Here is a 25,211-nt window from a genome sequence, read left to right as displayed (position 1 = left end):
ATGAAATTACCAAGCACGCATTTAAAAGCCATGAGCTTAGATACCATTAGCTTAGATACTATTCGCTTAGATAGAAGTGCCTTAAGTTTAGCGGTCAGTGCGGATATCGATTTTGATCGTTTCGCCGACTTTGCCGAACCTTTAGCTGCGGCGCTCGATTGCACTGTGCGCGAGCGTCAGTGGGGCGCCGATAGGCACCAATGGTTATTAGAATTTGAAGGCAGCCAGTTATGGCTCAATTATGAGTTTTACGGCAACATTTGCTGGCTCTCGACCGAACGAGAAGCCGATTTTGAGGTGCTGGAATACTTAGCCACTTTGCTGCAACCTCACCTAAGAGTGAACTGAATATGAGTCAGAATATGACGCCACCGACTACGAGTTCTAGCGGCGCAGAGTTCCATTTTCAAGCCCTAACACCGGATTTGATCTTAGATGCGATCGAAAGTCTGGGCGTGTACCCAGAAACGGGTTTGCTTGCGCTGAACAGCTACGAGAACCGCGTGTATCAGTTCCGCAGCGATGAAGGTCTGCGCTATGTGGTGAAGTTCTATCGACCCGACCGTTGGAGCGACGCGCAGATCCAAGAGGAGCATGATTATGCGCTCGCACTTGCGGCAGAAGATATCCCGATTGCGGTACCTGTGATCATCGAAGGTCATACCTTACACAAGTACCAAGGTTATCGATTTACCTTGTTTCCTTCATTAGGTGGCCGCGCCTTTGAAGTCGATAATTTAGAACAGCTGGAATTAGTGGGTCGATTCATCGGTCGTATACATCAGTACGCGGCGCAAACGGTATTTGCTGAACGTGAACCCTTGAATCCGCAGATTTTAGGCGCCGAGCCGCTCGCGTGGTTAAAGCAATCCAATCTGGTGCCTAACAGCCTACGCTTACCGTTTTTTACCGTCGTTGAGCAAGTGTTGGCTAAGGCGAATGCGATTTGGGAGCGCCAAGATTTTGCGGCCATTCGTTTGCATGGCGATTTACACCCAGGCAATATTTTGTGGACGCCAGACGGTCCCGGATTCGTCGATTTAGACGATGCGCGTATGGGGCCAGCGATTCAAGATCTATGGATGATGTTAACGGGTGATAGAGCGCAGCAGTTGATGCAACTTGAAATTTTACTCGAAGCCTATGAAGAGTTTTGTGAGTTTGATACCAGGCAGTTAGCCTTAATTGAACCGCTTCGGGCGCTGCGTATGGTGCACTACAACGCGTGGATTGGCCGTCGCTGGGACGATCCCGCTTTCCCGATGAACTTCCCTTGGTTTGGGGATGAAAAATATTGGGAACAGCAGATCTTGGCATTTAAGGAGCAACTTTTTGCCCTTGGCGAGCCACCACTGAGCCTAGTGCCTTATTAGTATTGAGCAAAATATGATGTCACAGACGTATCTTGTGACATTAGATTGAACTCTTACGCTTGAGTTACACTCAAAAAATGGAATATGTTAGTCTCCAGCCAATTTATCAAAAATGATTTAAGGAATGTTCATGAAAAAAGTATTACTTATGGCCGCGGCTTTGTTACTGGCGCCACTGGCTGTATCGGCTGTGGAATACCAAGAAGGTGTGCATTACACAGTGATTAACGATGGCCCAGCAACTGCGAAGCCTGAAATTACTGAGTTTTTCTCTTTCTATTGCCCACACTGCTTTAATTTCTCTAAAACAGTTGTGCCAAAAATTCTCGCCGAAAAGCCAGAAGGCGTAGCGTTTAACCAAGCACACGTTGATTTTATTGGTAAAGAAATGGGCGTTGAAATGTCACGCGCATTTGCTGTTGCACATCAGTTAAATGTCGATGAAAAAATGGATGCGGCGTTATTTTCTGCCATTCATGAGAAAAAAGAACACTTTACTAGCCTTGCCGATATTCGTGCCCTTTTCGTGGCTAACGGTGTCGATGGTAAAACCTTCGATGCGGCGGCAGAATCTTTCATGGTGAAGGCGCAGATGGCGAAAATGAAGCGTGATACTGAAAACGCTAAGCTGACAGGCGTACCTGCTCTTGTCGTTAACGGTAAGTATCGTGTTGAGACTGGCGCGATTAAATCCTACGACGAACTGTTAGATATCGCTTTCTACTTAACCAAAAAATAGTTTTATGGCGTTATCACATCACTGTCATGCGGGTTTGTGATAATGCTGAATATACTGAGTTTGAAAGGAGCCTGAGGGCTCCTTTTTTATTGCGGTACGGCGCAGACTAGGCGATGTTGAGGTTAGTCGCTTGAACTTATTGAATAAAAGCGAGGCAAAAAATAGGCAAAAAAAACCGTACTTCTTGTAAAAGAAAGTACGGACTTGAGCCAGAGGACTCATTTTTACCCTGAGTAACGCTGTTAATTTAGCAGAGCGTCAAAAAAATGGCAAGTGACATTATTATGGCGCTTTGTTTATTTGGGTTACAGCGTGGCAAATTGATAAGTTAACTAAATCAAACGATTAAGTATTTTTGGCGATAAAAGATGAAAAATACCACTCTAACGATGAAACTCAAGTGGCAAAGCTTCTGTCAAACAACTGTAATCAATAACAACAAGAATGCTTGTAGGTGGTCATATGAGAGTTTTTCCTGTCTACGCACCTAAGCTTATCGTTAAGCATGCGCGTATTTTTCTCACTGGTGTTATTTGGGTTAAAGACTTAGGACGATTGGAATTTGAGAAGGGACGGTTTTTGCTGCCAAGAAAAAGCCTGCCAAAAGTGAAGCAGGCTATTTTAGAATTGAACGAACTGATCGAAGCGCAGCATCATCAAACTAATGCAGTTTAGATTTCGCTGTTTAACAAGCCAACAAGGCCAGTCACTTTTTCGTTCCAAGAAGTGAGTTCTTCTTGTAGTTGCTGGTTTTGCGCATTCAATTGTTGATTGTGCTCACTCAGCGTAGACGCTTTTTGCTTCTCTTCTTCAAGCTCCATTTTTAGAAGCTCGATAGTTTCGAGTGCAGCCTGGATTTTGGTTTCCAGTTTGGACAGTAATTCAAGGCTCATCTGGAGAGTCCTATGGTTTCTGGATGGGACTGTGATTCTAGCAGTGCCTAGAACTTAAGGAATAGCGATTCTTGTCGTTTGGTCAAAAAACACCCTATTACTGGGTTCTAAATTAAGTTTTTTTGCATTTGTTATTAACTCGTTAGTATTCTTGGTTTTATTTTTTATCGGAATGGTCCATGTCGCCTAGTCTGCTCGCCATACTCCCACTACTGTTGACCTTAACCTTAGCCCTGTTTTTACGTCGTACACTGGTGGCGTTAGGCGTCGGCATCGTCTCTGGCGCGCTATTGATCGCCCAATTTGACCCACTGCAAACTGGGCGGTATTTGCTTGATATCGGCGTTAAACAATTCTATGCCCAAGGTGCTTGGCAAGCGTGGCACCTCAATGTGCTATTGGCCATGTTGCTGCTAGGCAGCATGACGCAGTTATTAGCACGTGGCGGCGCCGTGGGTCAGTTTGGTGATTGGCTTTATAGCCGTATCCGCACTGAACGTCAGGCGCGTCTTGGGGTCGTATTTCTTGGTTGGTTAGTGTTTATCGATGGGATTTTCAGTTGTCTTGCTGTCGGCCATGTGTGTCAGCCGCTCAGCCAGCGTTATGGTATTCGCCATGAGCAGCTCGCCTATTTGGTCGATTCCAACGCTTCACCTCTGTGTGCGCTATTGCCTTTCTCTAGCTGGGGCCCCTATGTGATGGCTCTGATTGCGGGGATCAGCTTTTTGCCCGTGTCACCGCTGGAAGCCTTTATCGATGTGGCTTTATTTAATTTTTACGCCATAGTGACCTTAGGTTTATCCGTGCTTGTCGCTTGGTATGGTGTGGGGTTTCGCTCTTTTGTTGCCCCTATAGAGGCCAAATCCTCAAATGCGGTCGAGGCCAGGGGAAATCCTTGGCTGCTCGCTATTCCTATGCTGACGCTGTTATTGGCTTCGGTGGGATTAACTTTGTGGTCGGGGGCTCAGCAGGCCTCGTCTTGGAATGTGTCGCTCTGGCTGGCTAAGGCTGATATTGGCGCCTCTATGCGCGACGCTTGTTTATTGGCGACCTTAGTCACTCTGATTATGTTGAGCTTGTCTGGGCGACGTTTAACGGCGTTAGTGGGGGACTTGAGCCACGGTGTGCGTATGATTGCCTTCGCCATTGCGATTTTACTCTGCACTTGGATGATTGGCGCTGTGATCCAAGATCTTGGCGTGGCGAAATTGTTAGCTGCTTGGGCTAAGTCTTATCTTTCTCCGCACTTGCTGGTGGCGGGCATGTTTTTACTCTGCGCGATTATGGCTTTTGCGACGGGTTCAAGCTGGGGAACATTTGCGATTATGATCCCGATTGGCGCTGAGATTGCCCATAATTTAGATCCTCATCTGTTATTGCCTGTATTGAGCGCTGTGATGGCGGGATCAGTTTTTGGCGATCACTGCTCGCCCATCTCAGATACCAGCGTGCTCAGTGCGACCAGTTCAGGTTGCGCTCCCCATGACCATGTGGTGACTCAGTTGCCTTTCGCGTTAATCGCGGCGTGTTCGGCCTTGGTAGGATTCCAATTAGTGAATTTAGCTGTGGCGACGCCGTTAGTGTGGTTGGCCGTGGTGAGCTGTGGTCTCGGTTTATTTGCCTTGATGGCACGTTTCTACTCGCCTTGGCCTAAGTTAGCGGCGCAGACATAACGCCTGTTTATCGTTAAAATGGCCTATTCGGTTTGAGTGAAACCCTTTATTTCAATGTACTGATTTAAGAGATGATCAATATGAGCATTACCCGTTTAGACGTTGGCACCCGCATGAGCAGCATAGTCATTCACCAAGGTACTGTGTATCTGTGTGGCCAAGTGGCGAAGGATAAGTATCAAGATATCACTGAGCAAACCGTCACTATGCTGGAGGAAGTCGATACCTTGTTGGCCCAGGCGGGGAGTTCACGTGAGCATATATTGTCAGCGACTATCTATCTGAAAGACATGGGTGATTACGATGCGATGAATGCCGTATGGGATGCTTGGGTGCCTAAAGGCCATGCACCAGCTCGCGCTTGCGTGCAGGCTGCTATTGCTGAGCCCGAATATTTGGTTGAAGTGTCTGTGATCGCGGCGATTCAGTGACCGATTTCAACCGATAAAATTATAGTTGCCATGTGTTGCCACTGTTAATCTTGTTTAGTGGCAATTAGCACCCTGCCAAATTCAGCATTCGCATCGGCAGGCGTGATGGCAACGATATGGTCGAGCCTAAGGGCGTGTTGAGTTTGCTGCTGGATAACAAGCCACTCGGTTTTGTCGGCTCTGGTCTGCGTGGTGATGGCTTGACCCTGGCACTGGGTGCCATCAATCAACTCAATCTTGAGCTGATAACCGCGCAGGCAGGCAAGTTCGAGGTAATCGTAGTGTTCGCAGGGGATCATTTTATAATCTGACATAGGATCGTCTCATTGGGAGTTCGACCCTATTGTGGCAAAAATACTTGCCATTGGCATTATATGCGCGCCCCTCTTGACTTTATTCCTGTCGCTCCCTAGTCTGCTTGTTCAGTAATCAAGGTGGTATGCGATGGAAATAACTTACAATTTAAAACCTGCGTCCGAGCGCCGTACTGAGCAATTCAAGCCCGAGGGGAATGTGGGCTTTGGTAGCCTCAGAACCGATCATATGTTTTTGATGGATTATCATGACGGACAATGGTGCTATCCACGCATCGTTCCCTATGGTCCATTTGAAATGGCACCGGGTGCAATGGCGTTGCATTATGGCCAGTCGATCTTTGAAGGCGCGAAAGCCTTTATGCACGAAGATGGCGAGATTTATACTTTCCGTATTAATAAGAATGCCGAACGGATGAATCGCTCCGCCGATATCGTCTGTATTCCTAACATCGATGAACAAGTCCAGATGGATGCGATCAATGCGTTGATCGATGTCGATCGTCTGTGGTTCCCGATGCAAGAAGGTGCGTGTCTGTATATTCGCCCCTTTATTTTTGCGACCGAAGACCGTCTCTCTGTGAGCCCAAGCACGCGTTATACCTTCTGTGTGGTATTAAGCCCAAGTGGTGCTTATTACGCCGCTGGCGTGAACAAAGGCATACGCTTACTGATCAGCAAGACTTTCCATCGTGCGGTATCGGGTGGCACTGGCGCATCAAAAGCGGCGGGTAACTATGCGGCTTCGTTGCGTGCGGGTAAAGCCGCGGCAGCCTTTGGTGCATCGCAAGTGTTATATCTCGACTCGACCAATCAACAGATTGAAGAAGCGGGCGCGATGAACCATTTCCACATCTTAAAAGATGGCACTGTGATTATTCCTACCTTCACAGATACCATTCTTAAGTCGATCACCTCGCAATCCATCATGGAATTGGGTGAGATGCTCGGATGTGAAGTGCGCCAAGAGACTGTCATGCTTGATCAATTTATCGCCGATATCGAATCGGGTGAAATTATCGAGGCGGGTGGTTTTGGTACGGCAGCCGTGGTTTCAGCCGTGGGCTCCTACATTTTTGAAGATGGCCACATAGTCACAGTTGGTAATGGTGAAGTGGGCGAGCATATTCAGCGCATCTACAAACTGTATACCGAAATCCAAAAGGGCCACATTCAAGGTCCTGAAGGCTGGGTTAAGCGTGTTGAACGTTTAGCAAAGTAAGGAATTTGTGGTGATGTTTAAAGGCTCCTAGGAGCCTTTTTTATTGGCTGAATTTTGCGATGACATTGGTAGACTTCGCCTCAAATCAAATCAAAGTGGCTGTGGTTTAGAGTGATTCTTGAGTAAAGTTAAAAAGTCCGCGGCACTTAAGGGTTTACTGAGTAAGAAACCTTGTACTTGATCGCAACCTTGCATCGCCAAGAAGTTGAGTTGTTCTTGGGTCTCTACGCCTTCGGCGACGACATTCAGTTCTAAGCTGTGAGCGAGGGCAATAATGGCGCTGGTGATGGCGGCATCGTCGGGATCGTTGGTGATGTCTCTGACAAATTCTCTATCGATTTTGAGTGTGTCTATCGGGAAGCGTTTGAGATAACTCAGGCTCGAATAACCTGTCCCAAAATCATCCACCGCTATGGTTAAGCCTAGGGCCTTGAGTTTAGAGAGAATACTGACCGACTCCTGCGGATTGCCCATGATCATCGACTCTGTCAGTTCAAGCTCAAGGGATTGTGCTGGTAGACCAGAAACTGCCAAGGCCACTTCTATGGTGGAGATAATATCAGCCTTAAGCTGGCGCGCCGATAGGTTAACGGCGACAGTGATACCATTGAATCCTAAGCTGTTCCATTCGGCTAATTGCTGGCAAGCATGATTGATTACCCAATGGCCAATTTGGGTGATGATGCCAGTTTCTTCCGCCAGCGGAATAAACTCGACGGGGGAGATGGGGCCAAGTTCAGTGTGATGCCAACGTAAAAGCGCTTCTATCCCAGTCAGCGAGCCATCTTTTAAACAGAACTTAGGCTGATAAACTAAGCTCAACTCGTTGCGTTGAATCGCCTGTTTTAACCCACTTTCGAGTTGCACATGGCGTGTGGCAATTTCATTTAACTTAGAGGTGTAAAACTGGAAGTTATTCCTGCCTGACGATTTTGCGTGGTACATGGCAGTATCGGCAAATTTAATCAGCGAGTCGGCGTTGTCGGCATCGTTTGGATAGAGACTGATACCGATAGAGGTCGAAATGGTCAGCGTTTTATCGTCCAATAAAAAGGGCGTTTGGAATGCTCTGAGCACTTTTTCTGAGATCAAAGTAGCGGCTTTGGTTTTGGCCACTCCTTCTAAAATAATGGTAAATTCGTCACCGCCTAAGCGTGCAACCGTATCGCCATCGCGCACTGCATTTTGTAGTCTTCTGGCAACGGCTTTGAGCAGTAAATCGCCGACATGGTGACCCATGGAGTCGTTGATATGTTTAAAGCGGTCGAGATCTAAAAACAGTAAGGCGACGATATTGTTCGCTCTATGCGCTTGGGTTATCGCGTGATTAAGCCTGTCTTGGAACAAGGTTCGGTTGGGTAGGCCAGTTAACGTGTCGAAACTGGCGAGGAAACGCAGATCTTCTTCGGCTTTTTTTCGCTCTGTAATGTCGGTAAATACCGCAACGAAGTGGCTGGTTTCACCTTTAATGTCGATAACTTGGTTGATCTCTAGCCAGACTAGAATTGCCTGCCGTTGTTTATTGCGGATCCACAGTTCCCCAACCCAATGTTTATGACGCAGCAGCTGCTGTTCAATGGTATTGAACAATTCACGCTGTTGGCGGCCAAAGGCTAAGTGAGTAAAATGTCTGTCGCTGATTTGGCGTTCTGTGTAGCCTGTTATCGTGCAAAATGCAGGGTTTACTGAGCGAATGCGATAGTCTAGGCCCGCTACGACAACGGCTTCATTCATGCTGTTGAGCACTTGTGAGGACAAGACCAACTCGTTCTCAATCAGCTTACGAGAGGTGATGTTACGGTTAGTCCCTGTCATGCGGATCGGGTTATCTAAACTATCTTTTTCAACCACTTTGCCACGATCTAAAATCCATACCCAATTACCCGGTGAGCGTTCGACACGGTACTCGGCTTCGAAGAAAGGTGAGCGGCCTTGAAGATGCTCGTTTAGCTCAAGTTTGAATCTCTCTCTGTCTTCTGAGTGCATGCTCTCATGGGCAATATTGCTGCTATTCCAATGGGGAATCGAAGCATCCATATTGGTACGATAGACTCGATTTTCGGGTATGTTCCAGTCCCACATGCCATCGCCAGATGCCCACAGTGCCAGCTTTAGTCGCTCCTCAGAGGCGCGGATACTGGTTTCAAATTCACTTTGTATGTGACGTTTCTTTTTACGCCAGCGAATAATCCAAACCAGCAAGCCTAATGTGAGTAAGAAATAAAGGGCGTAGGCGAACTGAGTCCGATAGAAGGGGGCTTGTACATTCAGATCGACAAGCAGTGCATAGGCACCTGCTGAGTTGTATTGTATGCCATGGCGAACATGCAATCGGTAATGACCAGGATTGATGTTAGTGAAGGTGATTTCATTGCCTGTGGGTAGCTCATGCCATTCGTTATCAAATCCCTCAAGAAAATAGCTGAAGCGGTTTTTACCCGTGTAGCTGAAATCCAATGAGGTCACCTCAAAACTGATCAGCTGATCGCTATAGTCCATTACTATGCTAGGTGGATGGCTCAAATCGAGAATAGTGTGGTCTTTTCCTGCAATGCTATAGCCTGTGAGCGCGACTTTAACATCGGGTCGTTGATCCGGAATCAACTTGGGATTAAAACGATTGATACCATTAATGCCACCAAACCAGAGATCGCCATCGCTGTCTTGCAGTTTTACACCACCGTTAAACTCCAGCGCCTGTAATCCCTCTTGCTCGTTGAATATGATGACACGATTGGTTTTAGGATTTAGTTTGCCTATGCCCGCATTACTGCTAAACCAAATGTTATGTTGTTGGTCTTCTAATAAGGCGTAGATAGTATCGCTTGGTAATCCCTGATCGCGGGTGTAATGGGTAAAGCCTGCATTGGCATCTTGAGAAGGTAATATACTGATGCCACCATGGGTGGCGAACCACACCTCGCCCGCCTGAGTCACTAAAATATCGCGGACACGGTTATTGATTAAGCTTTTCTTATTAGCAGCTTGATGGAAGTAAGATTTCCCTATACCCGTCTGCATGTCCAGTTTCAACAAACCATCGAGTGTACCAATCCATAGCGTATCTTTATGTGCTCTTAGGATTAAAAGTTGGTTTTGTGCTGGAGAGAAATGGTCAATATTCGCTAATGAGATAAAAGTGAACTCATCGTTATCTATAGCCTTGCGATAGAGGGCGTGAGTCGTTGCTACCCAGAGATGGCCTTGATCATCAATTTCTAGATTACGAATATAATTGGCTTCAGAGCCTTGATCCGTACTTGCAGTGACCTTGAGTAATTGGAATTTTCCCTCTGGTGACAACCGGCCGAGTCCATAGTTAGTCGCAAACCAGAGCACGCCTGCTTTGTCTTGATCAATATCTCGCAGGGTGAGATTTAAATTGCGTTGATGCATCCCTAAGGCGTTCGCAAATCTCTCCGTAAAGTGCTCATATTGCCCGTTCGTTAACATGCGCTTAAGCCCTGCGCCTTCAGTACCTATCCAGAGGGCATCATCTTTACTGCGGAACAAGGTGCGAATATTGTTACTCTGTTGCGACAGATCTGGAGTGTATTCGAAAATATGCTGAAAATACTGGCGGCGGGTATTTATTTTATCTAAGCCCGAATAACTGGCGCCTAACCATAAATTACCAAAGGGATCTTGCAGCAAACTCAGTATGTTGTTTTCACTGATACTGTTGGTGCGCTTAGGATCATACCTGTGGTAAGTCGCATTAAATGCTTTGTTGTTTCTCTCCAGTTGAATAAGACCCGCTTCAGGCCCGACGACCCAAAAATCACCCTGTTCAGTTTGGATAAAATCCTTGATATAAGGCACGTTATCGTCGGTCTGCCAAAGGATTTCGCCCTGTTGCGAGGCTAAGTTGTAGTGCCATAGTTGTCCACCGAGCGCTAAGCTGATCGAATAGGCCGAGTTCGCTTTAATTTGATAGGCCGTGACATTTTGCGGCACGTTCAAGCGGGTGATGGTATTTGCACTGACAGCAAAGGTGCCGCTATCTTGGGTTCCAGCTAACAGATAAGTGTTTTCAACATTGGCTAGGCTTGTGATATGGGGTTCGACACTATTACCTAAACTTACTTGGGTAATGCGTTTAGTTTTGATCGATAGGGAAAATAGCCCTGCTTTAGTGCCAATCCAGAGTGTATTACCCACTATGCTGAGTCTAGTGGTGCGGGGATCGGTTAAGCCTTGTTCTCGGCCAAAGTGTTCAAAGGTTCCAGTGCTCAAATCGAGTCGATTGACTCCTTGGCTGAACGTGGAAACCCAGATGTAGCCTTCTGAATCTTGAATAATGTCAGAGACATAGCTATCAGAAATACTCCTCTGATCATTGGGTGAGTGGGGGAAAATATTGAAGCTGTGGCCGTTATAAGCATGCAAACCATCTTGAGTGCCAATCCATAACATACCTGCATTATCCATAAACAGGCTAGTAATCGTATTTTGGGTAAGGCCATCTTCACTGCGAATATGTTCAAATTTGAGCTGTGTAGAAGCCGCGCTCAATGGTTGAGCTAATCCATTGCACGAGATCCCCCACAAACTTAGGATAAAAAGCGTACTTAGCATTAGCTTGTGGATTAGTTGACTCAAATTTTCCCCTACCAAAAACGGACCCATCCTGATTAGGTTTCTATTTAGTTTAGTTCTTAGCCTAGACCTTACATGCCATTTTGTTGTAAAAATTTAGCTTAAATAACTGACTTGGTTTAAAAACAACCAAAATCGATGGGCGCGATTCTATCACCGATCATGCGATAGCTTAAATATACTGTTTCAGTGTCTTTGTGCTGATTATGCCGAGTTTGTTTTCTGGCGTTTTTGCTAAAGGAGCTTAGCATTGTTTCTGGTATGTCAACATATCATGCTAAGACAAATACGGGTGAAGAAGATTAACATGATGGGCGAGAATAGAAAAAGACCTTGCCGGAAGGGGGAAAAGCAAGGTCTTTGGTTGAACGGTTTTACTTAGATAAAGTTACGCAGCGGGCACTCGCACAAAACCTTCCATCAGTACGCGGGCGCTGCGGCTCATAATGGCTTTAACAACTGTCCATTCGCCGTTGACCATTGACGCCTCAGCCCCAACACGCAGCGTGCCTGAGGGATGACCAAAACGCACCGCATCTATTTTGTCCTTAGTGTCGCCGCCAGCGGCTAAGTTAACTAAGGTGCCGGGGATCGCTGCTGCTGTGCCAATTGCCACTGCTGCCGTGCCCATCATAGCGTGGTGCAGTTTGCCCATAGACAAGGCGCGTACCAGTAGATCAATTTCATCTGCATTGACAGTTTTACCGCTCGATGACACATAAGTTTTTGGCTTAGCGACAATGGCAATTTTAGGGGTATGCTGGCGTGATGCGGCTTCATCTATATGTGAAATTAAGCCCATACGCACTGCGCCATAGGCACGAATAGTCTCAAATTTGGCAAGGGCGGCGTTGTCGCTATTAATATCATCCTGCAGCTCAGTACCTGTGTAGCCTAAGTCTTCTGCATTGATAAATATGGTGGGAATGCCGGCGTTGATCATAGTGGCGTTAAAGCTTCCTATCCCCGGCACGTCTAGCACATCGACAAGATTGCCGGTCGGGAACATGCTGCCACCGTCTCCATCCTCGTCAGCAGCCGGATTCATAAACTCGATTTGTACTTCGGCGGCGGGAAAGGTTACACCATCGAGCTCAAAATCACCGGTTTCTTGCACTTCACCGTTGGTGATAGGCACATGGGCGATAATGGTTTTGCTTATGTTGGCTTGCCAAATTCGCACTGTGCAGACGCCATTTTGTGGAATACGGTCGCCATCTATTAAGCCATTGCTGATGGCGAAAGCACCAACGGCGGCGGTCAGGTTGCCACAGTTACCGCTCCAATCGACAAAGGGTTTGTCGATAGCCACTTGGCCAAAGAGGTAATCCACATCGTGATCGGCCTGAGTGCTTTTGGATAAAATCACGGTTTTACTGGTGCTCGAGGTGGCGCCGCCCATGCCATCGATTTGCTTGCCGTAAGCGTCTGGGCTGCCAATCACCCGCAGCAGCAGGGCATTACGGGCGGGGCCGGCCACTTGTGCCGCTGCGGGCAAATCCAGCAAGCGGAAAAACACGCCCTTACTGGTGCCGCCACGCATATAGGTTGCGGCGACTTTGATTTGGGGCGGGAAAAGATGATTACTCATGCTATTAACTCCAAAGGGAATAGCGATACAGGTTAGTGTTGCTATCAAAGGTGGCGATTCACGTGTGGAGTCGCCACCTGTTGAAAGCGAGTTTTACTTCAGATTCGACTCTAAAAAGTCCTGAGCAAAACGCTGCAATACGCCGCCCGCCTCGTAGATCGAGACTTCTTCGGCGGTATCGAGACGACAGGTGACTGGCACTTCGATGCGCTCACCATTTTTACGGCTGATAACGACAGTCAAATCCGCTCGTGGCGCTGGCGTGCCGAGCACATCGAACACTTCGGTGCCGTCTATGGCATAAGTTGCACGATTGTCGCCCGCTTTAAATTCCAGCGGCAACACGCCCATACCCACTAAGTTAGTGCGATGAATACGCTCGAAACCTTCGGCAACAATGGCCTCAACGCCCGCTAAACGTACGCCTTTGGCGGCCCAGTCACGGGACGATCCTTGGCCGTAGTCAGCGCCCGCTATGATGATCAGCGGCTGCTTACGTTCCATATAGGTTTCAATCGCTTCCCACATACGGGTCACTTGGCCTTCGGGTTCGATACGGGCAAGGGAGCCTTGCTGTACTTTGCCGTCAACCAGCGCCATCTCGTTTTTAAGCTTAGGGTTGGCAAAAGTCGCGCGTTGGGCGGTTAAGTGATCGCCGCGATGGGTGGCATAAGAGTTAAAGTCTTCTTCTGGCAAGCCCATCTTGTGCAGATATTCGCCTGCGGCGCTGTCCATCATAATGGCGTTCGATGGCGATAAATGGTCTGTGGTGATGTTGTCACCCAGCACCGCCAGTGGTCGCATGCCTTTTAATGTACGTTCACCCGCCAACGCGCCTTCCCAATAAGGAGGGCGGCGAATATAAGTCGACTGCGCTCGCCAATCGTACAGCGGGCTTATTTGCTCGCCATAATCGACGGCTAAATCGAACATGGGTTCGTACACTTTGCGGAACTGCTCAGGTTTAACGCTTTTAGCAATCACGGCATCGATTTCTTCATCCGATGGCCAAATGTCGATAAGTTTGACTGGGTTACCGTCTTTATCTACTCCCAGCACATCCTTTTCGATATCGAAACGTATGGTGCCAGCAATCGCATAGGCCACCACCAATGGCGGCGATGCTAAGAAGGCTTGTTTAGCATAGGGATGAATACGGCCATCGAAGTTTCGGTTACCGGATAATACGGCAGTGGCGTACAAGTCGCGGTCGATGACTTCTTTTTGAATAACAGGATCCAGTGCGCCGCTCATGCCGTTACAGGTAGTACAGGCAAAGCCGACGATCCCAAAGCCAAGTTGCTCAAGCTCAGGTAATAAATTGGCCTCTTCTAAATAGAGTTGCACCGCTTTAGATCCAGGGGCGAGTGAGGTTTTGACCCAAGGTTTGCGGCTCAAGCCTTTGGCGTTAGCGTTACGGGCAATCAGACCTGCGGCAATTACGTTGCGTGGGTTGCTGGTGTTGGTACAGCTAGTGATGGCGGCGATAATCACAGCGCCATCTGGCATTAAGCCTGGTTCGTTTTCGACCACACCGCTAATGCCTCGCTGAGCCAATTCTGATGTTGGCACCCGTGCATGTGGGTTTGATGGTCCTGCAATGGTGCGCACCACCGAAGATAAATCAAAATGCAGTACCCGTGGATATTCGGCCTGTTTTAAGTCGTCGCTCCACAAACCTGCAGTTTTTGCATAGGTTTCAACCAGTTTGACTTGCTCGGCTTCGCGGCCGGTTAAGGTCAAATAATCCAGCGTTTGTTGATCGATATAGAACATGGCGGCTGTGGCGCCAAATTCAGGCGTCATGTTCGAAATGGTGGCGCGATCGCCGAGTGTCAGCGCCGCGGCGCCTTCGCCGAAGAACTCTAAGTAAGAAGACACCACTTTTTGTGCGCGTAAAAATTCGGTCAACGCCAGTACGATATCGGTCGCTGTAATGCCAGCTTGCAGCCTGCCCGTGAGCTCGACACCGATAATGTCTGGTAGGCGCATGTAAGAGGCGCGGCCCAGCATGACACTTTCGGCTTCTAGTCCGCCGACACCAATGGCGATAACGCCCAGTGCATCAACGTGTGGTGTGTGGCTGTCGGTGCCGACTAAGGTATCGGGAAAGGCAACACCATCGCGCGCATGCACTACAGGTGACATACGCTCTAAGTTAATTTGGTGCATGATGCCATTACCCTGAGGGATAACATCGATATTCTTAAAGGCTTTTTGCGTCCAATCAATAAAGTGGAATCTGTCTTCGTTGCGTCTGTCTTCGATGGCGCGGTTTTTAGCAAAGGCGTCTTTATCGAAACCGCCAAATTCGACGGCGAGTGAGTGATCGACAATTAATTGAGTTGGCACCACTGGGTTCACTTTAGCTGGGTCGCCCCCTTTCGCCGCAATCGCATCACGCAGACCCGCAAGGTCAACTAAGGCGGTTTGCCCCAAAATATCGTGGCACACCACTCGGGCAGGAAACCAAGGGAAATCGAGTTCTTGCTTAGACTCGATAATCTGTTTTAGCGAGTCGGTCAAAACGGCCGGATCGCAGCGGCGGACTAAGTTTTCAGCTAAAACGCGCGAGGTATAAGGCAGCTTGGCGTAGCTGCCTGGCGCAATGGCTTCCACGGCTTCGCGGGTATCGAAGTAATCGAGTTTGGTGCCTGGTAAGGGCTTGCGATATTGGGTGTTCATAACAGTGCTCATAACATCATCCATTTCGGAAAATGAAGTTGGCGCGAGCATCACGTTGAGTGAAATCTCGCGCCAATTGGGGTCAGTTTTGCTTAACGGTTGGCAATCGGTACCACTTTGCGCGGTGCCACGCCCACATAATCGGCACTCGGGCGGATGATGCGGTTGTTAGAGCGTTGCTCCATCACGTGCGCCGCCCAGCCTGTTACCCGTGAACACACGAAGATAGGCGTAAACAATTTAGTCGGAATGTCCATATAGTGGTACGCGCTGGCGTGGAAAAAATCTGCATTACAGAAGAGCTTTTTCTGTTCCCACATCAGAGCTTCACAGGCGACCGATACGCGATATAGGCGGTCGTCACCGTTGGCTGCCGCTAGTTTTTCTGACCATTCTTTGATGATGGCATTACGTGGATCGCTGTCGCGGTAAATCGCATGGCCGAAGCCCATGATTTTATCTTTACGCTCCAGCTTACCCATTAAGATGTCGCGGGCATCGGCTTCATCTTTCATGTCTTGAATGAGTTCCATCGCCGCTTCGTTTGCGCCGCCATGCAGCGGGCCGCGCAGTGAACCAATGGCACCAGTGACGCATGAATGCATGTCTGACAGGGTGGAAGCACAGACGCGAGCGGTAAAGGTTGATGCGTTAAATTCATGTTCTGCATAAAGAATCAAGGATACGTCCATCACTTTTGCATGCAGTTCAGACGGCGCTTTACCGTGTAATAAATGCAGGAAGTGGGCGCCAATTTGGTCGTCATCGGTTTCAGTGTCGATACGCACACCGTCGTGACTAAAGCGATACCAGTAACAGATGATTGATGGGAAGGCGGCTAATAGGCGATCGGTGATTTCACTCTGTTCGCTAAAGTTGTGCTCGGCTTCTAAATTGCCCAGCATAGAGCAACCAGTACGCATCACATCCATAGGATGAGTGTCTGCAGGAATGCGCTCTAACACTTCTTTTAAGGCTTGTGGCAGACCGCGAAGACCTTTGAGTTTGGTTTTGTAGGCATCAAGCTGGGCTTGAGTGGGCAACTCGCCGTAAAGAATGAGATAGGCGACTTCTTCGAAGGTGGCGTTTTCACCGAGATCTTTCACATCATAACCGCGGTACGTGAGGCCCGAACCTGACACGCCCACTGTGCTTAATGCGGTTTCGCCTGCGCTTTGGCCACGTAGTCCTGCGCCGCTTAACTTTTTACCTTCTGACATAATGTAATCCTTCCGTTAACGCTATTTGATTATTGCCAGCGCCGAGCACTGGCGTTTATTGGTTAAGGCTGCTGATGTAGGGCGGCAGCTTGTCGGTTATTTATCTTGGCTAAACAGTTGATCTAATTTGTTTTCAAACTCATGGTAGCCTAGGTACTTATATAAATCGGCGCGGGTTTGCATGGTATCTAACACGTTGCGCTGGTGGCCGTCGTTCATTAAGGCTTGCATCACATTTAGCGCCGCTTGGTTGGCTGCACGGAAAGTGCCGAGTGGATAAAGCACCATGTCGGCACCCGCCTCGGCGAGTTCTTCTTTATTGAACAATTGGGTTTGACCAAATTCGGTCATGTTGGCCAAAATTGGTGCTTTGACTTGGGCTTTAAAGTGGCGATATTGGTCTAGCTCAGTTAAGGCTTCGGCGAAGATCATGTCGGCACCGGCGGCGATATAGGCTTTTGCGCGTTCGATACCGGCTTCTAAGCCTTCAACGGCAACCGCATCGGTACGCGCCATGATCACAAAGTTAGGATCGGTACGGGCATCGACGGCCGCTTTAATGCGATCCACCATTTCTTCAATGCTCACGACCGCTTTGTTAGGTCTGTGGCCGCAACGCTTTTGCGACACTTGGTCTTCCATGTGCACTGCGGCGACGCCGATTTTTTCGAATTCTTTGATGGTACGAGCAATGTTGAATGCGCCGCCCCAGCCAGTATCGATATCTACCAATAAAGGCACTTGTGTGGCTGAGGTGATACGACCGGCATCGATCAGCACGTCGTTCATTGAGGTCATACCTAAGTCAGGCAAACCGTAGGAAGCATTGGCAACGCCAGCGCCCGAAAGATACAAGGCTTGGAAGCCAGTTTGCTCTGCCATCAAGGCAAAATAGGCATTGGTGGTGCCAACGATTTGTAACGGTTTAGCCTTAGCAAGAGCTTGGCGAAAACGTAATCCTGCGCTTTGGGTCATGGTCTTATCCTTTTCCATTTATGGGAAGTGGGCATATTGAGCCGTAAGAACTTAGCTAATGTTGGCTAAGGTTTCTTTTGCGGCTGCATTGGCTTGCAATTCAATTAAGCGTAATTCGGTATTTTTACGCCCCTGTTCGATATGGCGGCGCATCAGCAAACTGGCCAACTCACCATCGCGCTGGGCAATGGCTTCGACTATGAGTCTGTGTTCGGCAATGGCTTTCACGGGGCGATTTTTATTAGTGCACTGGTAGCGATACATACGTAGCAGGTGGTACAGGCCGCCGACTAAGGTTTCCTGCAGATGCTTGTTACCGCTGGCTTGAATAATTTGGTAGTGAAAATCGACATCGCCTTCCTCTTGGAAGTAAGTATCTCCCTTGGCGAGCGCCGCTTCTTGTACCGCCAGCAGGTTTTGCAGTTTTTCGAGTTGCTCAGGCGTGATGCGGCTGGCGGCCAGTTCGCAGGCCATGCCTTCGAGTACGCTACGCAGTTGATATAAGTCGTTAAGTTCGCTCACTGTCAGTTGTGCGACGCGGGCGCCAACATGGGGGGCGCGCACCACTAAGCGTTGTCTTTCTAAGGTTTGCAGGGCTTCGCGGGTTGGGCCGCGGCTGATGCCGTATTTTTCGGCCAGCGCTTGCTCGTTAATTTTACTGCCCGCAGGCAGTTCGCCTTTGATGATGCTGGTTTGGATCTGCACCAAAATTTGATCGGCGAGTGTGGTCGACGTTTTATCTGCCGAGGTCGATTTGACCTTATGCAGGTGGGGAACTTGAGTGTCATCAGAAACGAACGTCGTGTCTTGCTTCAACATAGAGCGCATCACTATTAATAGGATTGTCGACAATGGGTAAAAAATAGCCCTCCCTTGGTGGATTGTCAACAATGTGTTTACTTAGACGTAAGTCTACATTGTAGATTGATATTATTTAAATTATTGATTTAAATTGTTTTATTTTTAGGTTGTCGATTTTAATATTTTTAATTACGCATTTTAAATATTAAATTGTCAACAATGATGTGGTTTTCATTTTCCGACTTCGTTGCGGATGTTGATGGTTTGGGGAAAATCGTCCAAATACATTTGGCATGTTTATCCTTCGCGTTATGCTATGGGCGGAATGAGACATTTGGGGATGACAGAGGAAAAAGTGTTAGTGAGCAGTTGTTTACTCGGGCAAGCGGATTGGACTGCGCATCTTAACTGCCCAAGGTGAGGATGTGACCCACGCTTTTAGTCTAGGAGCCGATCTCGCGCTTAAGCTGGCGCAGCAACACGGGATTAAAGTGGCGATTTTAAAAGCCCGCAGTCCATCCTGTGGTAATAGGCAGATTTACGATGGTCAATTTGAAAAACAGTTAATTGCGGGGCAAGGATTAACGGCTGAAAAACTCAGCGCCGCAGGAATAACCGTATTCAATGAATTGGAGTTATCCGCTGCAGCGACATGCGTTGCTGAACTAGAGCAAAGCTAGAGACGAGCTAGCTTGCTTGAGTGTGATTAGTGCTGGTGGCGCTATCCGCGACATTTTGATTTGTTTGCAGTAACGCATGAATTTGTTGATCTTTTTCCGCCCACACTTGGTTTAACCAGCGTTGGAACTCGACGCGATACTCAGACTCAGAGAAATAACGCGTTGGATCGACTTGAGGTACGGGCAGGGCGTTGATCCGCACAATAATCTTGCTGACCTTGCCGTTCATCACCCCAAACAGAATATCGTCAGGCGCATCTGGGTAGACAATTGTCATATCCAGCAGGTTAGTAAATTGCTCACCCATGGCCGATAGGGTAAAAGCGATTCCACCTGCTTTAGGACGTAACAAATGTTGATAAGGCGAGTTTTGGCGTTGATGTTTATCACGGGTAAACCGGCTGCCTTCAACATAGTTAATGATTGACGTAGGCATATTTTTAAATTTTTCGCAGGCGCGGCGTGTGGTCGCTAAATCTTTGCCCTTAAGCTTTGGATTCTTCTTGAGTTTTGCAGGGCTGGTTCTGTTCATAAATGGCATATCCAGCGCCCAACAACCCAGTCCCATAATCGGCACATAGGCGAGTTCTCTTTTGAGGAAGAACTTCAGCATAGGGATGTGGTTACGTAACACGTAAGTTTGCGCGGCGATATCGAAGCCACTGAGGTGGTTGCTGATCAGCAAGTACCAGCTGTTTTTATCGAGTCCTTCTAGGCCTTCGACATCCCACTCAATTTTAGCGATCAAATATAGAATGCCACCGTTGCAGCAGGCCCACGCCCACATAAAACGATTCATGACGGTGGACACCGCATTACGTGTACCTTGCGTAGGCATTACGATTTTCACTAATCCGCCAAGACTGATAAGCGAACTCCACACTAAGGTATTAATAATCAGTAGACTCAAACTGATTATAAACAACACTGGCCCGGGCAAGAAATTCAACATAATGGGGTTACCTTTTTTCCTTATCCGCTTGGCTAGCGAGTTGGCTTAACACTTGATCCTTAGCGAGCCAGATTTGATTCAACTGTTCTTGAAAGCTAATTTTAAAATCGCGGTCATTCATATAATCGCCACGCATCGCAGGATCAATATCAGAAACCTTGATGTGTACTTTAACGCTTGGTAACTTGCCTGTCAGGTAGTCCCAATAGCTTGGCACTGTGTCTGGGTAGTAAATGGAGACATCGACTAACTTGTGGATCTGTTCACCCATGGCCGATAGCGCGAAGGCCATGCCGCCCGCTTTGGGTTTTAACAAATGTTGGAACTGTGAGCTCTGCTTTTGATGTTTAGCTTTGCTGAAGCGCGTGCCTTCGACAAAGTTCATCACACTTACTGGTTTAGCTTTGAACTTAGCACAGGCTTTACGTGTAATTTCAATGTCTTTGCCCTTTAGCTTAGGGTTTTTACGTAGCTGTGCCGTGCTATAACGGCGCATAAACGGAAAATCGAGCGCCCACCAAGCTAGGCCTAAAATCGGCACAAAAATCAGTTCTTGCTTGAGGAAAAACTTCAAGAAAGGGATTTTTCGATTAAAAATCCGCTGCAGGATCAGGATATCGACCCAAGACTGGTGGTTGGCAATCACCATGTACCACTCTTTAGTGGAAAAGTCGGTGTCACCACTCAGTTCAATTTTAACGGGATGTAAGCAGCGTTCAATTACGCCATTAACACTGATCCAAGCGCTGGCACAAAAATCGAGTACATGGCTAGTTGCAGTCCTTAACGAACTGATAGGTATCAGTTTTATAAAACTGACCAACAGGATTGGGATAGTCCAAAAGACGGTATTTATAACGTAGCCTAAAAATGCGATACAGCCTTTTATCTGTGAAAACAGCGTTCCCATCCGAGCCCCCTGACAAAAATTGGAGGCCTATGTTACTCGGTGTCGGCGTTTGGCTCAATCTTAGGCACTGCTGGCCGGTGCATTTGTTAACATTTATTCCCGGGCAAACTTAATATTGCTGGGATAAGCGGGCGAGTAATCTATCCATAGCGCGATAACCCAGTGCTTGGGCAATATGGCGGCGTTCTGTGTTAGGCACTTGTTCCAGATCGGCAATCGTACGCGCAACTCTTTGTATACGATGAAAACTGCGAACCGAGAGGCCAAGCTTTACCACGCTTTGCTCCAAAAACACTAAATCAGCGTCACTGAGTCCGCTAAAGCGTTTCAATTGTTTCCCTGTGAGTTCACTATTGAGCACACCAGCACGGGCAAGCTGTAGCTCACGCGCGCGCTTCACTCGTTTGGCGATATCTTGGCTGGTCTCTGTTTGCGGCGCGGCTTGAGTTAAGGTGCCCGCGGGGAGTTTGGGCACTTCTATGGTCAAGTCGAAACGATCGAGAAACGGACCTGAAAGCCGTGAAAGGTAACGTTGGATTTGTTCAGGGCTGGATCTATGATGGCTATCCAAGTCGCCACTCGGGCTAGGATTCATCGCTGCGATTAATTGGAATCGACTCAAAAATGTCAGTTTAGCGGCGGCGCGGGAAATCACTACTTCGCCGGTTTCCATCGGTTCGCGCAGGCAATCTAAGACTTTACGCGGAAATTCAGCCACTTCATCCAAGAATAATACACCGCGATGGGCGAGGGAAATTTCACCGGGTTTGGGAATACTGCCACCACCCACGAGGGAAATCGAAGAACTCGTGTGGTGCGGCGCCCTAAATGGTCGCTGTAAAAAATGCTGCGGTTTAATGTCGAGTCCAGCAACGGAATGAATTGCCGCCACTTCTAACGCTTCCTCATAATTAAGCGCGGGCAATAGCGCCATCATGCGGCTGGCAAGCATGGTCTTGCCAGTACCCGGCGGGCCAAGCATCAAGAGGTTATGGTTTCCCGCCGCGGCAATTTCGAGTGCTTGCTTGGCCTGATATTGGCCAATCACATCGCTCAGGCAAGTATGGGACTCGGGCGTCTCTTGGCTTATCCATTCTAATTGTGGCGCTAACGTCGGCAGTTGGTTTTGTCCCTGTAAATAAGCGGCCAGACTCTGCAGGTGCGAGCCAAACAACACATTGGGATAGCCGACTAACTCGGCATCGTGGCGATTATCCAGCGGCAATATCAAGGTATGGTCTTGGCGCTTTGCGGCGATAATCGCCGGTAATAATCCTTGGCAATAACGTATGTGTCCAGACAATGCCAGTTCACCGACAAACTCGAGATTTTTTAGGCTATTAAGGGGGATTTGTTCTGATGCGGCCAATATGCCTACGGCTATGGGTAAGTCGTAGCGGCCACCTTGTTTAGGTAAATCTGCTGGCGCGAGGTTAACGGTTATCCGCCGCATTGGAAACTCGAATCCCGCATTGATCAGCGCGCTGCGCACCCGCTCGCGAGCTTCTTTTACCGACGCTTCGGGTAATCCCACCAGATTAAATGCTGGTAAGCCGTTGCTGAGATGCACTTCAACTGTGACTTGGGGCGCTTCGACCCCACAACTGGCTCGGGTATTGACGCAGGCAATCGCCATAAACAAATCCTTTTGTTGTTCATTTCGCACAGAATTTGAGTGTAGCAGTAAATGGGATTATGGCTTCGCCATCGATGGGGATTACCGTTTGGTTGCACCAAACGGTGGGCTTTTGAGGTTAAGTTTTAAGTTCGGGTGTTCGTTTTGATTAAAGTTAAAGTTGTGGGGCTTCGCCCCCCTAATTTTTTAATCAAGAGTCGACCAAGAAGGACTGCTCGTCCTACATTCCTTGGATTCTCCATGACGCCCCCAACGAAGTTGAAAGCCCCTTGTGCTCATTGCCAAATGTGCTATTGATTCTGAAGTCCTCACTTTACATCCATGTAAATCACTCCAGTTCGGCAATCCTTAACTCTCGCTCATAAACGCGAAAATCACTGACTTTCATTCGCCCCTACACCTGCGGAAGCTAGCCATCTATCCATGGCTGGACTCACGCAATTTATCTATTCGTCCTGCGTCAACTCCGAGGGGATGGTGAACTCAGCAGTTATGGATTTGAGCAGAAAAGAGTGACTGTCATAAATTTGAATAAGAAAAAGCCAGCGATTACGCTGGCTTTTTCTAACTGTGTATGAGTTCGAAAGGCTCATCTTGATGAAGGTCAGAAGCAAACTTAAAAATTCTTTCCCTGTTCTCAAATGGGGTTACATTCACCCCAAGAGCGCACATTTCATTTGATACTTCTTTAAAGGCTCGAATAATATTATTGTCTTTAGCAGTGGGACTCTCAAATGCAAACATCATGTGTTGAGGCTTAACTTCTTCTGCTTGAATCAGCCTTTTCACTCTACTTATCCACTGCTCACCGTGTTCAATGAGGCCTAAAGGTTTAGATTGATCAAAAGCGATCGGCTTAATAATTTTTATTAAACCGCCAACCATGGCAACTAATGGCATGTTGACTGGAACATAATCAGCAATCAGTGTTCTCTGCTTAAACCTGACATTATCAACGTGTGCCTTAAGTTCATTTCGTAACGCTTTGACCATTTGATTCTCTCGATATTCTTTAGTCGCAAAGCTTCTTCCAATATACCGATTAAAAAGCAATTCTAATTCAACGGCTGGGTTGTCGCATAGCATAGAGCTTGTCTCGCCGAACGTCATCACACCCTCACGGTAGCGAGTGACTTCTTGTATGAAATCAACTAATTTCTTTCCATACATTCCTTTGCCTAAGTCACGAACTCTATCTAATTCGTTCTCGAAATTTTTAACTGCGCAACTATATAGGCCACCGTCAACGTCATCAAAAAAATCTGTAACCCTTGCAAATCGAGTTGGCGCCAACTTGAAATCAACGAACCCTAATTTGGGTGCAAACATCAGTATGCCGACGTTCGCAAACTCTTGTGTTTCAGAGTAAGGCGTAAAGCGGATAATTGCGTATTTACATAAATTGCTCACGATGTATGCCCTCCCAAAAGTCTGCATATTTATATTTTTCTAATACTACTGTGATTTGTTGTTCAATTCTATGAAGATCAAACAATTCAAGCCACTCTTCTGGCAAGCTATTGATTGCGATTCCAAGTGTAGCTATTGAGTTACTGAACTTACCCTCATAAAACTGCTTGTCAAAAAAATTTTGACCTTTATCCCAACAAGAAGTGCCTATATGACCCTGTTTGAACCTATCCAAATTGAAGTCTAGGTCAAAAGATAAATTATGATCGAGAACATAAATCACTTCTGTTTTTGGGTGAATAAACAGATTAGGATTCCCGCCTAAAGGAGATAAACTTCTATCCTCATTTTTGATCCAATAATCAAAAACAAAGAGATCTCGCAAAAGTTGTTCGCTCATTTTGATTTGTTGAGAGAAGGTTACTTCCTGAATGTTCTCTATATATTCTGAGGCAAAACAAATGCCTGAGCCAAGATCTTCATAGCCATACTCTACCAGCAATTGATCCACATAAATGAGTTGGAAGTCAGGAATTGGTAAGCCGAAACCTCGACACAAATGGGCGCATATCCACTCTTTAACGAGACCAGATTTTGTCGCCTTTGCTCCTTTGACGACGTATTTTTGTCCATTATTCGCTTCACATAGAAACGGTCCTGTAACGCCCTGCTTCATTTGCCGAATGATGCTGATGAGTTCAATCATTAGGTTTTCCAGAAATAACAATAATCGCAAATATGCGCTTCTTTGTTCAGTATTGCGGCTTTATGAGTCTTAAATCAATGATTAATGGATCTATGGACAGACTCCTTAAGTGAAGTTGAAGTGAAGTCAGGCGATGAGTTCGGTGCTTAGTGTTATTTGGTCGAGTAATAATAAGGAAGCCTAGGCAAGTATATTGACCAATAATACTAAACTAGAGAATGTCCCAGAACTAGGAAAGTCACACCGAAGCTAGCTAATTAACATTGGTATGTAAGTGACCGTTGACGGCATGGATGCCGTCGTCGAGCCCTCAGGGACGAGTTAATGGCGAGTCACTGGAATAACAATGTGAATTTGCTCATTGAGCAAAGGATTTCAATTCAGTTTGTGACGTCTTGAGG

General features: G+C 47.4%; 20 protein-coding genes and 1 pseudogene. 8 read left to right on the top strand and 13 right to left on the bottom strand.

Going from position 1 to position 25,211, the window contains the following annotated elements:
* From K5Q99_RS08345 to K5Q99_RS08330, 4 genes are all read left to right on the top strand, one after another.
* Positions 1 to 348: a DUF3630 family protein gene (locus tag K5Q99_RS08345; RefSeq protein WP_219254227.1), complete on the top strand. Its 348-nt coding sequence runs from the start codon at positions 1 to 3 to the stop codon at positions 346 to 348.
* Between the two features lie 2 nt (positions 349 to 350).
* A complete protein-coding gene (locus K5Q99_RS08340) occupies positions 351 to 1,373 on the top strand; it encodes a serine/threonine protein kinase (protein WP_220776585.1) in 1,023 nt (340 codons plus the stop codon).
* 130 nt (positions 1,374 to 1,503) lie between these two features.
* Positions 1,504 to 2,112, top strand: coding sequence for a thiol:disulfide interchange protein DsbA/DsbL (locus K5Q99_RS08335; protein ID WP_220776584.1), 609 nt, complete (start codon positions 1,504 to 1,506; stop codon positions 2,110 to 2,112).
* Positions 2,113 to 2,574: 462 nt separating this feature from the next.
* A complete protein-coding gene (locus K5Q99_RS08330; protein WP_006083486.1) occupies positions 2,575 to 2,787 on the top strand; it encodes a DUF1107 domain-containing protein in 213 nt (70 codons plus the stop codon).
* Here the strand turns inward: K5Q99_RS08330 and K5Q99_RS08325 are convergent.
* Positions 2,784 to 3,005: a cell division protein ZapB gene (locus K5Q99_RS08325; RefSeq protein WP_006083484.1), complete on the bottom strand. Its 222-nt coding sequence runs from the start codon at positions 3,003 to 3,005 to the stop codon at positions 2,784 to 2,786. The two genes, K5Q99_RS08330 and K5Q99_RS08325, sit on opposite strands and share 4 nt — an antisense overlap.
* Before the next feature lie 179 nt (positions 3,006 to 3,184).
* Here K5Q99_RS08325 and K5Q99_RS08320 point away from each other — a divergent pair, with 179 nt between their 5' ends.
* A complete protein-coding gene (locus K5Q99_RS08320) occupies positions 3,185 to 4,678 on the top strand; it encodes a Na+/H+ antiporter NhaC family protein (protein WP_220776583.1) in 1,494 nt (497 codons plus the stop codon).
* Positions 4,679 to 4,758: 80 nt separating this feature from the next.
* A complete protein-coding gene (locus tag K5Q99_RS08315; RefSeq protein WP_106649151.1) occupies positions 4,759 to 5,109 on the top strand; it encodes a RidA family protein in 351 nt (116 codons plus the stop codon).
* 44 nt (positions 5,110 to 5,153) lie between these two features.
* Here K5Q99_RS08315 and K5Q99_RS08310 read toward each other — a convergent pair whose 3' ends face one another.
* A complete protein-coding gene (locus K5Q99_RS08310; RefSeq protein WP_220591343.1) occupies positions 5,154 to 5,423 on the bottom strand; it encodes a Rho-binding antiterminator in 270 nt (89 codons plus the stop codon).
* 130 nt (positions 5,424 to 5,553) lie between these two features.
* Here K5Q99_RS08310 and K5Q99_RS08305 point away from each other — a divergent pair, with 130 nt between their 5' ends.
* The gene (locus tag K5Q99_RS08305) at positions 5,554 to 6,645 is read left to right on the top strand and encodes a branched-chain amino acid aminotransferase (RefSeq protein ID WP_220776582.1); all 1,092 of its coding nucleotides are present in this window, start codon (positions 5,554 to 5,556) and stop codon (positions 6,643 to 6,645) included.
* Between the two features lie 90 nt (positions 6,646 to 6,735).
* Here the strand turns inward: K5Q99_RS08305 and K5Q99_RS08300 are convergent, their stop codons facing one another.
* The 6 genes from K5Q99_RS08300 to K5Q99_RS08275 all read right to left on the bottom strand — a co-directional run bounded on the left by K5Q99_RS08300 (position 6,736) and on the right by K5Q99_RS08275 (position 18,534).
* A complete protein-coding gene (locus K5Q99_RS08300) occupies positions 6,736 to 11,262 on the bottom strand; it encodes an EAL domain-containing protein (protein WP_220776581.1) in 4,527 nt (1,508 codons plus the stop codon).
* A 370-nt stretch (positions 11,263 to 11,632) separates the two neighbouring features.
* Entirely contained in the window at positions 11,633 to 12,835 is a 1,203-nt protein-coding gene (prpF, locus tag K5Q99_RS08295) for a 2-methylaconitate cis-trans isomerase PrpF (protein ID WP_220776580.1), read from the bottom strand.
* 93 nt (positions 12,836 to 12,928) lie between these two features.
* The gene (gene acnD, locus K5Q99_RS08290) at positions 12,929 to 15,532 is read right to left on the bottom strand and encodes a Fe/S-dependent 2-methylisocitrate dehydratase AcnD (protein ID WP_220776579.1); all 2,604 of its coding nucleotides are present in this window, start codon (positions 15,530 to 15,532) and stop codon (positions 12,929 to 12,931) included.
* Positions 15,533 to 15,612: 80 nt separating this feature from the next.
* Positions 15,613 to 16,740 (bottom strand): bifunctional 2-methylcitrate synthase/citrate synthase, encoded by a 1,128-nt coding sequence (gene prpC, locus K5Q99_RS08285; RefSeq protein WP_220591338.1) that lies wholly within the window; start codon positions 16,738 to 16,740, stop codon positions 15,613 to 15,615.
* A 96-nt stretch (positions 16,741 to 16,836) separates the two neighbouring features.
* Positions 16,837 to 17,715: a methylisocitrate lyase gene (prpB, locus tag K5Q99_RS08280; protein WP_220776578.1), complete on the bottom strand. Its 879-nt coding sequence runs from the start codon at positions 17,713 to 17,715 to the stop codon at positions 16,837 to 16,839.
* Positions 17,716 to 17,766: 51 nt separating this feature from the next.
* On the bottom strand, positions 17,767 to 18,534 hold the full coding sequence (locus tag K5Q99_RS08275) for a GntR family transcriptional regulator (protein ID WP_220776577.1): 768 nt from the start codon (positions 18,532 to 18,534) through the stop codon (positions 17,767 to 17,769).
* A gap of 365 nt (positions 18,535 to 18,899) precedes the next feature.
* On the opposite strand from K5Q99_RS08275, the pseudogene K5Q99_RS08270 reads away from it, so the two are divergent.
* Positions 18,900 to 19,196, top strand: a pseudogene (locus K5Q99_RS08270) (2-thiouracil desulfurase family protein); the annotation flags it as partial.
* Positions 19,197 to 19,203: 7 nt separating this feature from the next.
* Here K5Q99_RS08270 and yihG (K5Q99_RS08265) read toward each other — a convergent pair.
* The 5 genes from yihG (K5Q99_RS08265) to K5Q99_RS08245 all read right to left on the bottom strand — a co-directional run bounded on the left by yihG (K5Q99_RS08265) (position 19,204) and on the right by K5Q99_RS08245 (position 24,810).
* Positions 19,204 to 20,148, bottom strand: a complete 945-nt coding sequence (gene yihG, locus K5Q99_RS08265; protein ID WP_107946299.1) for a 1-acylglycerol-3-phosphate O-acyltransferase, YihG family — start codon at positions 20,146 to 20,148, stop codon at positions 19,204 to 19,206.
* A gap of 7 nt (positions 20,149 to 20,155) precedes the next feature.
* Positions 20,156 to 21,058 carry a 1-acylglycerol-3-phosphate O-acyltransferase, YihG family gene (gene yihG / locus K5Q99_RS08260; RefSeq protein WP_220776576.1) on the bottom strand — a complete coding sequence of 301 codons (903 nt, stop codon included), beginning with the start codon at positions 21,056 to 21,058 and terminating at the stop codon, positions 20,156 to 20,158.
* 109 nt (positions 21,059 to 21,167) lie between these two features.
* Positions 21,168 to 22,694, bottom strand: coding sequence for a YifB family Mg chelatase-like AAA ATPase (locus K5Q99_RS08255; RefSeq protein ID WP_220776575.1), 1,527 nt, complete (start codon positions 22,692 to 22,694; stop codon positions 21,168 to 21,170).
* A gap of 564 nt (positions 22,695 to 23,258) precedes the next feature.
* A complete protein-coding gene (locus K5Q99_RS08250) occupies positions 23,259 to 24,104 on the bottom strand; it encodes a DUF3037 domain-containing protein (protein WP_234420987.1) in 846 nt (281 codons plus the stop codon).
* Entirely contained in the window at positions 24,088 to 24,810 is a 723-nt protein-coding gene (locus K5Q99_RS08245) for a HipA family kinase (protein WP_107946303.1), read from the bottom strand. The genes K5Q99_RS08250 and K5Q99_RS08245 overlap by 17 nt, the downstream gene beginning before the upstream one ends.
* Positions 24,811 to 25,211 lie beyond the last annotated feature (401 nt).

This window comes from Shewanella hafniensis (genome assembly GCF_019655335.1).
Lineage (GTDB): Bacteria > Pseudomonadota > Gammaproteobacteria > Enterobacterales > Shewanellaceae > Shewanella > Shewanella hafniensis.
Note: the sequence above shows the minus strand (reverse complement) of the source record. Positions and strands in the feature narration are given on the sequence as shown.